Source organism: Cobetia crustatorum (assembly GCF_000591415.1).
In the GTDB taxonomy this organism is placed as follows: Bacteria; Pseudomonadota; Gammaproteobacteria; order Pseudomonadales; family Halomonadaceae; genus Cobetia; species Cobetia crustatorum.
In genome coordinates this window covers 1-8,370 of record NZ_JEMF01000129.1, presented here as the reverse complement: position 1 = coordinate 8,370, position 8,370 = coordinate 1, and the positions used below count along the sequence as shown (strand labels likewise).

Here is an 8,370-nt window from a genome sequence, read left to right as displayed (position 1 = left end):
ACCCCCTATGGGACGCCATTCTGTTTTGCAGCACAGTTTTTCGACAGGCGGGAATAGCTCAGTGGTAGAGCACAACCTTGCCAAGGTTGGGGTCGCGAGTTCGAATCTCGTTTCCCGCTCCAGTCGTATGTGAAGTGAAGATTGATATAGCAGCATGCCATCGCCTGACAGACACAGTGTTTATCGTGTTCTCGTCATCGGCGATTTTTTTGTGTCTGTATTTCCCCTGATATCCCCGCAGTACTCGGTTTTTTCTGACGACTTCTGATGTGTCTTGCTCCACGACTCCTGCGTCATCGACTGTCATGTCGCTCTGTTTCTCTCTTTGCACCAATGCCATGCCAGCAACAGGTCTGATACCGGTGTGTTGGATGCGTTACCATGCACCTCTCATTCTGCGTGCCTTTTCTGTCGCCTTCGTGGCTGGCAGGCATGCTTCTTCTGACTGTCTTTTCATGACAGTGCACATTGATAAAATAGGTGTCTGATGTCACGACCTGCCTTGTCCATCCGTGGTCTGACCAAGGTTTACGACAACGGTTTCGAGGCGCTCAAGGGAATAGATCTTGATGTGCCCGAGGGCGATTTCTTCGCGTTGCTCGGCCCTAACGGAGCCGGAAAGTCCACGACACTCGGTGTGGTGTGTTCGCTGGTGCAAAAAACGGCGGGCAAGGTCGAGGTCTTCGGGATTGATATCGACAAGGACTTCTCGAAGGCCAAGTATCACCTCGGCGTGGTGCCGCAGGAGTTCAACTTCAATCAATTCGAGAAGGTCCAGGACATCGTGATGACCCAGGCGGGTTATTACGGCATGCCCATGAAGGAAGCGCGGCCGCGTGCCGAGCGCCTGCTCAAGGATCTCGGGTTGTGGGACAAGCGCGATACGGCTTCTCGCACGCTCTCGGGTGGCATGAAGCGTCGTCTGATGATCGCTCGCGCGCTGATTCACAAGCCGCGCCTGCTGATCCTCGACGAGCCGACCGCAGGCGTCGATATTGAACTGCGTCGCTCGATGTGGGACTTCATGCGCCGTATCAATCGTGAGGAAGGCACCACCATCATTCTCACTACGCATTATCTGGAAGAGGCCGAGAGCCTGTGTCGCAATATCGCCATCATCAATCATGGTGAAATTGTGCATAACACCAGTATGCGCAAGCTACTCAAGCAGCTGGATATTGAAACTTTCCTGCTCGATACGCGTGAGCCGCTCTCGGTGGTGCCGGCCATTGAAGGCTTTGAGGTGTCGCTCAGCGAGTCGAATCAGCTGTCGCTATCCGTGCGCAAAGGACAATCGATCAATGACGCCTTTGCTGCCCTCAGTGCTGCAGGCATCACGGTTGTCTCGATGCGTAACCGTGCCAATCGACTTGAGGAGCTGTTCGTCAATCTGGTCGAACGCTCCAACGCTGAAAGCGGTATTGCCTCTAACGTCGCCAAGGAGATCGCGCAGTGAATCCCCGTCAGTTGTGGGTGGCGCTAACCACCATCATCGTCAAGGAAATCCGTCGCTTCACGCGTATCTGGCCGCAAACCCTGTTGCCGCCGTCCATCACCATGACGTTGTACTTCGTGATCTTCGGTAATCTGATTGGCTCGCGGATTGGCACCATGGATGGCATCAAGTACATGGACTACATCGTACCGGGCTTGATCATGATGTCGGTGATCACCAACTCTTACTCCAACGTGGCCTCGTCATTCTTCTCCAACAAGTTCCAACGCAGCATCGAGGAGCTGATGGTCTCGCCGCTGCCGTCCTGGATCATTCTGCTCGGCTATATCATTGGTGGCGCAGCGCGCGGGCTGGGCGTAGGTATCATCGTGACGGCGGTAGCTTTCCTGTTCACTGATCTCGATATTCATCACCCATTGCTGACTATTGCTGTCGTGGTGCTGACGGCACTGCTGTTCTCGATCGGCGGTTTCATCAACGCACTGTTTGCGCGCAAGTTCGATGATATTTCCATCGTGCCGACCTTTATCCTCACGCCGCTGACCTATCTGGGTGGGGTGTTCTATTCCATCAACATGCTGCCGGAGTTCTGGCAGAACGTATCGTTGGCGAACCCGATCCTCTATATGGTCAATACCTTCCGCTACGGTATTCTGGGGGTGTCTGATATCAGTGTAGGGCCGGCACTGGCTGCCATCGCGGCCTTTATCATCGGCATGTTCAGCTTTGCGCTGTGGCTGCTGGAGCGCGGCAAGGGCATTCGTAGCTGAAGATGAAAAGTCGCAGAAGATGGTAATATGCGCGCCATCGCGCCAGTGCACGAAACGCCGGCTCATTGCCGGCGTTTCGCTGTCTGCGCCACGCGTTTTCACGCGTGCTCATCCTATTTCCGTCTTTTACTCCTGGAGTGCTGTCATGGCTCATCCCACTGCCGTCAATGTACCTGACGAGGTACGTCCCGAGACTCTCAAGGATGCACCGCTCGGTCGCGAGTCTGCCTATCCTGAGCAATACGATGCCAGTCTACTGTTTCCGATTGCGCGCGCGGCCAATCGTGGCCCGATCGGTATCAGTGACACGGCACTGCCGTTCGTCGGTGAGGATGAATGGCACGCCTTTGAGGTCTCCTGGCTGGATGAATCCGGCAAGCCGTGGGTGCGTGTGGCCCGTTTCCGCCTGCCGGCGGCCTCTCCGAATCTGATCGAGTCCAAATCCTGGAAGCTCTATCTCAACAGCCTCAATCAGAGCCGCTTCGCCGATCAGGCGGCCGTGCAGGCGACGTTGGAGCGGGATCTTGCCGCCGCGGCGGGTGCGCCGGTCGAGGTGCGTCTGCTGGAACTGAATGATGCCGAGCTTAATGTGGGGCGTCTGCCGGGGGAGTGCCTCGATGACTTGCCGGTCACCGTCGAGCACTACACGCCGTCGCCTGAACTACTCGCGGCAGATGAAGACGATATCGTCAGCGAAGACCTGCACAGCCATCTGCTCAAGTCCAACTGCCCGGTCACCGGTCAGCCGGACTGGGGCAGTGTCTGGATTCGCTATCGTGGTCCGCGTATCGACCGCGAGCGTCTGCTGGCCTACCTGATCAGCTATCGCCAGCATCAGGATTTTCATGAGCACTGCGTCGAGCATCTATTCGTGGATCTGATGGCGCGCGTGAAGCCTGAATCGCTACTGGTGATGGCGCGCTATGTGCGGCGCGGCGGATTGGACATCAGCCCGTGGCGTGCCACTGTTGATCTCGAAGGCGAAGCGCGTGCCAGCCTGCCGTTGCGCTTGTCGCGTCAGTAATGCACTGCGTGATAATATGAGAATCATTCTTATCTGATCTGTGCGAGGGGAGAGCCAATGGACGCGCTGACGTTACTGCATGAACGCAATTCAATGGGCAAGCTGATGGCGCCGGCTCCGGATGCCGAACAGATGGAAGCCTTGTATCAGGCTGCGCTGCGCGCACCGGACCACGCCGAGCTGACACCGTGGCGCTTTATTGAGTTCACGGGAGCGGGCCTGGAGCGCCTGGGCGAGCTTTTTGCCAGGGCCGAGCGTACAAAGTCTCCCGCTGGCGATGAGGCTGCTCAGGCATCGGCAGCCAAGAAGCCATTGCGTGCACCGATGGTGGTGGCAGTGATCGCCAAGGTGACGCCGGAGCATCCCAAGGTGCCAAGAGTTGAACAGGTTGTCAGTGCTGGTTGCGCGGCACATGCCATGCTGTATGCCGCACAGGCGCAAGGATTGGGCGGTATGTGGCGCACTGGTGGTTATGCTTTTGATGCCACCGTGCATGCTGGGCTTGGCATGGAAGAACACGACGAGTTGGTTGGCTTCCTGTATCTCGGCACGCCGGGTGGGCGCTTGAAGCCACTGGCCTCACGTGTCAGTGCCGATTTTGTCGAGCGCTGGCAGTAGCATGAGTCGTCAAGGCGGAGAGGCTTTTCCACCGCTGGCGCTGCCTTGCGGCTCCGACGGTCAGCTGGGGCGTGTGATGGCACCCGTTACCGAAGACCTGGAGCAGTTTCGCGACTGGCTGACGTGTGCGATTCCACTCGCTGGTCAGCTCGGGCTCAAGAGCATGTGCTGGTCGCAGCCACAGCAATCTGAAGGGCGGCTCGACTGGCAGCTAATGCTGGCGCCTAACCTCAATGACAAGGGCACGGCGTTTGGCGGTGCTATGAGCCTTGAAGCGACACTGTGTGGTTGGAGTTGGCTGACGCTGTGGCTACGCGCACGCGGTATCCAGCGCGATATCGTCGTCTCACGTGCCAGTCAGCAATTTCTGGCGCCCGTTAGTGGAGAGTATCGACTGAGCTGTGCTCCGCTTGATGAGCAGGCGCTTGTCGGAGTCAGTGAACGGCTTGTGGCAGGACGGCGTGCGCGCCTGACGTTGGTCCAGCAGCTGTGGTGTCAGGCTGAAGAATCAGCGTTGCCGACACTGTGCTTCGAGGCGCAAGGTGACTACGTGGTGCTGGCACCATCAGCATGAATGGAGGTAGCGGTGAATGAGAGAGATTGACGCTATCTATATGAAAGATTTTGGAAAAGTATTGCAATGCATCCAGCGGCTCGATAATATACGCCGCGTTCTCAAGGGAAACACGGCGCAGCCGAGTCACTCGTGAGAATACTGATCTGGAGGAGTGTCCGAGTGGTCGAAGGAGCACGCCTGGAAAGTGTGTAAGTCGCAAGGCTTCGAGGGTTCGAATCCCTCCTCCTCCACCAGATTAAGAAAAGCCCGCATCCTAGGATGCGGGCTTTTCGCGTTTCTGAGGGGGGGGTATGGTCGAATTGCCTGTCCCTCTCGTGATTCCCTTCGTCTACTGGCGCCTCAGTCTCCTGTCATTCCTCCCTCATTGCTCGCGCCAGCATATCCACGACAGGCTTGCCGACATAACTGGCGAAGCTGCGCTCACCGGTACGGATCATCACTTCGGCAGGCATGCCGGAAAGCAATCGCATGCTCTCGGTCATGTTGCTCTGGCCGGTCCTGGTGACACGAATCCGCGCCTTGTAATAACGGGCACGAGTCGCTTCATCCTCGAAGCTGTTGGCACTCACGTGAGTGACCTCACCATCGATGATGTTGGATAACCGCTGATTGAATGCGCTGAAGCGAATCTCTGCGGGCTGACCGAGGTAGAGGTGGTCAATATCATGGTCCGGGACCCTGGCCTCGACGATGAAGCCGTCGCCGGCGGGCACGATATCGAGCAGGGGGTCGCCACTACGAATCACCGCGCCCAGCGTATGGACCTTCAGGCCGACCACGGTGCCGGCCACCGGTGCGATGACCTCTGTACGCCTGAGGTTGTCATTGAGCGCGACCAGTCGTTCTTCCGCATCGGTGACTTCTGCCTGAACCTGACGTAGAGACTCGCCGATCTGTTGCTGAAATTCCTGCAGGCGAATCTGTTTCTGCAGCTCGTTTTCGCTGATCTGGGAACGCAGCCGTGCGACCTCGGCAAATTGGCCGGCATTGTCGCTCTGGTATTCGAGACTCTCACGCTCCATTTCACGCAATCGCTGGTTATTGATCAGACCATTTCGGAACAGCTTGCGATGGTTGGCAACGTCATCATTGAGAGAGTTGATGCGTCGCTTTGTGATGGCTTGGGTATTTTCGAGACCTGCGATCTGCTCGTTCATCTGCACGACCTGCTCATCCAGGGCTGCCATGGCACCGTTCAGCGATTGACGACGTACCTCAAAGAGCCGCTGCTGTACTTCAAGGACCTCCAGCACACGAGGATTGGTCGACTGTCTCAATGATTCCGGGAAGGTCAGGGTGTCGGCGTTGCTGTACTCGGCAAGCAGGCGTATCTCACTGGCTCTGGCAATCAGGTATTCAGCCTCGACGATCTTCTGCTGAGAGCGTGCCTGGGTGTCATCGAAGACGATGAGCACGTCGCCGGCCTCGACATGATCGCCATCCTCCACGCGAATCGACTCCACGATGCCTCCCTCGAGGTGTTGGATGGTCTTCGTGAAGCTCTCTACCGATACCGATCCCGGTGCCACCACGGAAATTGCCAGGTTCGCCATGACTGACCAGCTGCCGAATCCGCCGACTGCGATGAGCAGTACGGCCAGGCCCAGGCGTCGATAATTGTGGTCGCGTAGCGGAAGCTCACTGTCAAAGCCGCCATTCGTGGATTGGGAGGTGGTCATCTCGGGCTCTCCTCACCGCCTTCATGGCGGCCTCTGGCACTAGGTTTCAGCTCGGTGACACGCTGAGCGTTCATGGACGGAGTCGAGTGCCCTCTCCCTGCCACGGCCCGTGCAATGGGTCGTCCTCGCGTCGGCGGGGACAGTGAAGCCACCTGGCCATCCTTGAGGGCCAGGATGCGGTCGACCTGCTGCAGAAGACGTTGACGATGGGTGATGATGATGGCCGTGGTGCCTGCCTGGCGCAGTTGCATCAGACACTGGGCCAACGCCTGCTCACCACTTTCATCCAGGTTGGCGTCCGGTTCATCGAGCACTACCAGCACCGGTTTTCCATAGAGTGCCCGTGCCAGGCCGATACGTTGTCGCTGACCCGCGGAAAGGGCGGCTCCACCGTGGGACAGCCAGGTGTCATAGCCTTGCGGCAGGCGAAGGATCATTTCGTGGACACCGGCGCTCTGGGCGGCTTGCACCACGAGTTGCGCTTCGACCTCTTGGAAGCGAGCGATATTCTCGGCGATGGAGCCATCGAACAGCTCGATATCCTGCGGCAGGTAGCCAAGATGAGGCCCTAGCGCGGTCCGCTTCCACTGACTGACGTCCACGCCATCGAGTCGTACGCACCCCAGCTGTACTGGCCATAGGCCGAGTATCACCCGTGCCAGGGTGGATTTGCCGGCGGCGCTGGGGCCTACCACGGCGATGTGCTCACCCTTGGCAAGTGTCAGAGTGATGTCCTTGAGTGTCGATAGCCGCTCGCCTGGCGGCGCGGCGTTGACTGCCTCGAGTGTCAGTCGGCCTTTGGGGGCCGGTAGTGGCATTGTGGGTGCATCGGCAGGCACGGCCTCGAGTAGCTCCTCGAGGCGGGCTCGTGAGGTGCGTGCACCGCTGAAGCCTTTCCAGCCGGTGATCATCTGATCGATCGGCGCCAGCGCCCGCCCCATCAGGATCGAGCCGGCAATCATCATGCCGGGCGTCAGGTCGCCGGTCAGCACCAGATAGGCGCCAAGACCGAGGATCAATGACTGGAACATCAAGCGCAGTACCTTGGAGGTGTTGGTCAAGAGACCTGCGCGGTCGCTTGCCTTGGACTGCAGCACCAGATACTCGCGGTGGCGCGCCTCCCACCGATTCTGGATGCCCGGCAGCATGCCCATGGCGTGGAGCACTTCGGCGTTGCGCAGATTGCTGTTGGCAAGATCCTGGGACAGGACATGTTGGCCGTTGGCATCGCTCAGCAGCTTCTTGGTGGTCTTCTCGTTGATCAGCGCAATGAGGGTCAGAACAAGGCCCGCGCCCAGGGCGAACAGACCAAACCATGGATGAAACAGTGCCAGCACGCCGATGTATATCGGCACCCAGGGCGCGTCAAAGAAAGCGAACAGGCCGTTGCCGGAAAGGAATTGGCGAAGGGTGGTGAGGTCGTTCAGCGGCTGTGCGGAGGGCTTGCCCGGCGTCATCAGGGAGTGCTTGAACATGGCACTGTAAAGTCTCGGGCTGATCAGTACATCCAGTCGATTCCCGACTCGGACCAGGATTCTTGAGCGAATCAGTTCAAGAGCCCCCATCACCATGAAGAGGAACACGACCACCAGAGTCAGCATCAGCAGTGTTTCCTGGCTACGTGTCGTGATGACTCGATCATAGACCTGCAGCATGTAGAGCGGCGGCACCAGCATCAGCAGATTGATGAACAAGCTGAAGAGTCCGACGTAGACAAAGCTGTGCCGACAGTGGTCCAGGACCTTTTGCAGGTCATTACCTTCCCGGGAGATGGCCATGGTGTCGTTCCCTAGCGTCGTTGTTGTTCTTTTTATCCAAGTCACCGTCGTTGACGGCTGCCCTGAGCTCGGATTTTTCACGTTGTCTTGCTTGGCTATGGAGTAGACGCCATTGCTCTGTGGTTAATATTGCCCATCTATTTATTAGATTATTCTGTTTTGTTTCTCTGGTTTACTGTTGAAATATTGCTGCTGATTGATCGGCGAGCAAGTGAATATTTCAATGATCAATAAAAAAATTCCAAGGCTTTATTTTTCTAGTTTTTGCTGTTTATTTTGCTCATGTCTGATGTTGAATATCCATATGATTTACGTTTTTAAAAAGCATGATAGTTCTGGCTTTCTGCAAGATTATCTTCTCTGATAAGTGCCTATTCAAAATTAATCGTGCGCTCAGCGCCATAACCGTCGAGCAGCCGGTGCACCTCATCGCACAGGTGCTCAAATGACAGATATGCACTCAGTGGC

7 protein-coding genes and 2 tRNA genes are annotated in these 8,370 nt (G+C 57.2%); 7 read left to right on the top strand and 2 right to left on the bottom strand.

What is annotated here, in order from left to right; genetic code table 11:
- The first annotated feature begins 47 nt into the window (after window positions 1-47).
- The 7 genes from BF12_RS0117760 (at window position 48) to BF12_RS0117725 (ending at window position 4,678) form a co-directional block, all read left to right on the top strand.
- A tRNA-Gly gene (locus BF12_RS0117760) sits at window positions 48-122 on the top strand.
- A 365-nt stretch (window positions 123-487) separates the two neighbouring features.
- A complete protein-coding gene (locus BF12_RS0117755; protein ID WP_024953427.1) occupies window positions 488-1,456 on the top strand; it encodes an ABC transporter ATP-binding protein in 969 nt (322 codons plus the stop codon).
- Window positions 1,453-2,226 (top strand): ABC transporter permease, encoded by a 774-nt coding sequence (locus BF12_RS0117750; protein WP_024953426.1) that lies wholly within the window; start codon window positions 1,453-1,455, stop codon window positions 2,224-2,226. Before BF12_RS0117755 ends, BF12_RS0117750 begins: the two co-directional genes overlap by 4 nt.
- Window positions 2,227-2,371: 145 nt before the next feature.
- Window positions 2,372-3,250, top strand: coding sequence for an NADPH-dependent 7-cyano-7-deazaguanine reductase QueF (gene queF / locus BF12_RS0117745; RefSeq protein WP_024953425.1), 879 nt, complete (start codon window positions 2,372-2,374; stop codon window positions 3,248-3,250).
- A 57-nt stretch (window positions 3,251-3,307) separates the two neighbouring features.
- On the top strand, window positions 3,308-3,868 hold the full coding sequence (locus BF12_RS0117740) for a nitroreductase family protein (RefSeq protein ID WP_024953424.1): 561 nt from the start codon (window positions 3,308-3,310) through the stop codon (window positions 3,866-3,868).
- A 1-nt stretch (window position 3,869) separates the two neighbouring features.
- Window positions 3,870-4,442 carry a YiiD C-terminal domain-containing protein gene (locus BF12_RS0117735; RefSeq protein WP_024953423.1) on the top strand — a complete coding sequence of 191 codons (573 nt, stop codon included), beginning with the start codon at window positions 3,870-3,872 and terminating at the stop codon, window positions 4,440-4,442.
- 148 nt (window positions 4,443-4,590) lie between these two features.
- Window positions 4,591-4,678 (top strand) — tRNA-Ser (locus tag BF12_RS0117725).
- Window positions 4,679-4,795: 117 nt separating this feature from the next.
- On the opposite strand, the gene BF12_RS0117720 is transcribed toward BF12_RS0117725, so the two are convergent.
- Window positions 4,796-6,124 (bottom strand): HlyD family type I secretion periplasmic adaptor subunit, encoded by a 1,329-nt coding sequence (locus BF12_RS0117720; RefSeq protein WP_024953422.1) that lies wholly within the window; start codon window positions 6,122-6,124, stop codon window positions 4,796-4,798.
- A complete protein-coding gene (locus BF12_RS0117715) occupies window positions 6,121-7,902 on the bottom strand; it encodes a type I secretion system permease/ATPase (protein ID WP_024953421.1) in 1,782 nt (593 codons plus the stop codon). The genes BF12_RS0117720 and BF12_RS0117715 overlap by 4 nt, the downstream gene beginning before the upstream one ends.
- Window positions 7,903-8,370 lie beyond the last annotated feature (468 nt).

Bases quoted from the DNA above. Each gene is read 5' to 3' on its own strand.
- BF12_RS0117755 (WP_024953427.1), top strand. From the start codon at position 488: ATGTCACGACCTGCCTTGTCCATCCGTGGTCTGACCAAGGTTTACGAC.
- queF (WP_024953425.1), top strand. From the start codon at position 2,372: ATGGCTCATCCCACTGCCGTCAATGTACCTGACGAGGTACGTCCCGAG.
- BF12_RS0117740 (WP_024953424.1), top strand. From the start codon at position 3,308: ATGGACGCGCTGACGTTACTGCATGAACGCAATTCAATGGGCAAGCTG.
- BF12_RS0117735 (WP_024953423.1), top strand. From the start codon at position 3,870: ATGAGTCGTCAAGGCGGAGAGGCTTTTCCACCGCTGGCGCTGCCTTGC.
- BF12_RS0117720 (WP_024953422.1), bottom strand. From the start codon at position 6,124: ATGACCACCTCCCAATCCACGAATGGCGGCTTTGACAGTGAGCTTCCG.
- BF12_RS0117715 (WP_024953421.1), bottom strand. From the start codon at position 7,902: ATGGCCATCTCCCGGGAAGGTAATGACCTGCAAAAGGTCCTGGACCAC.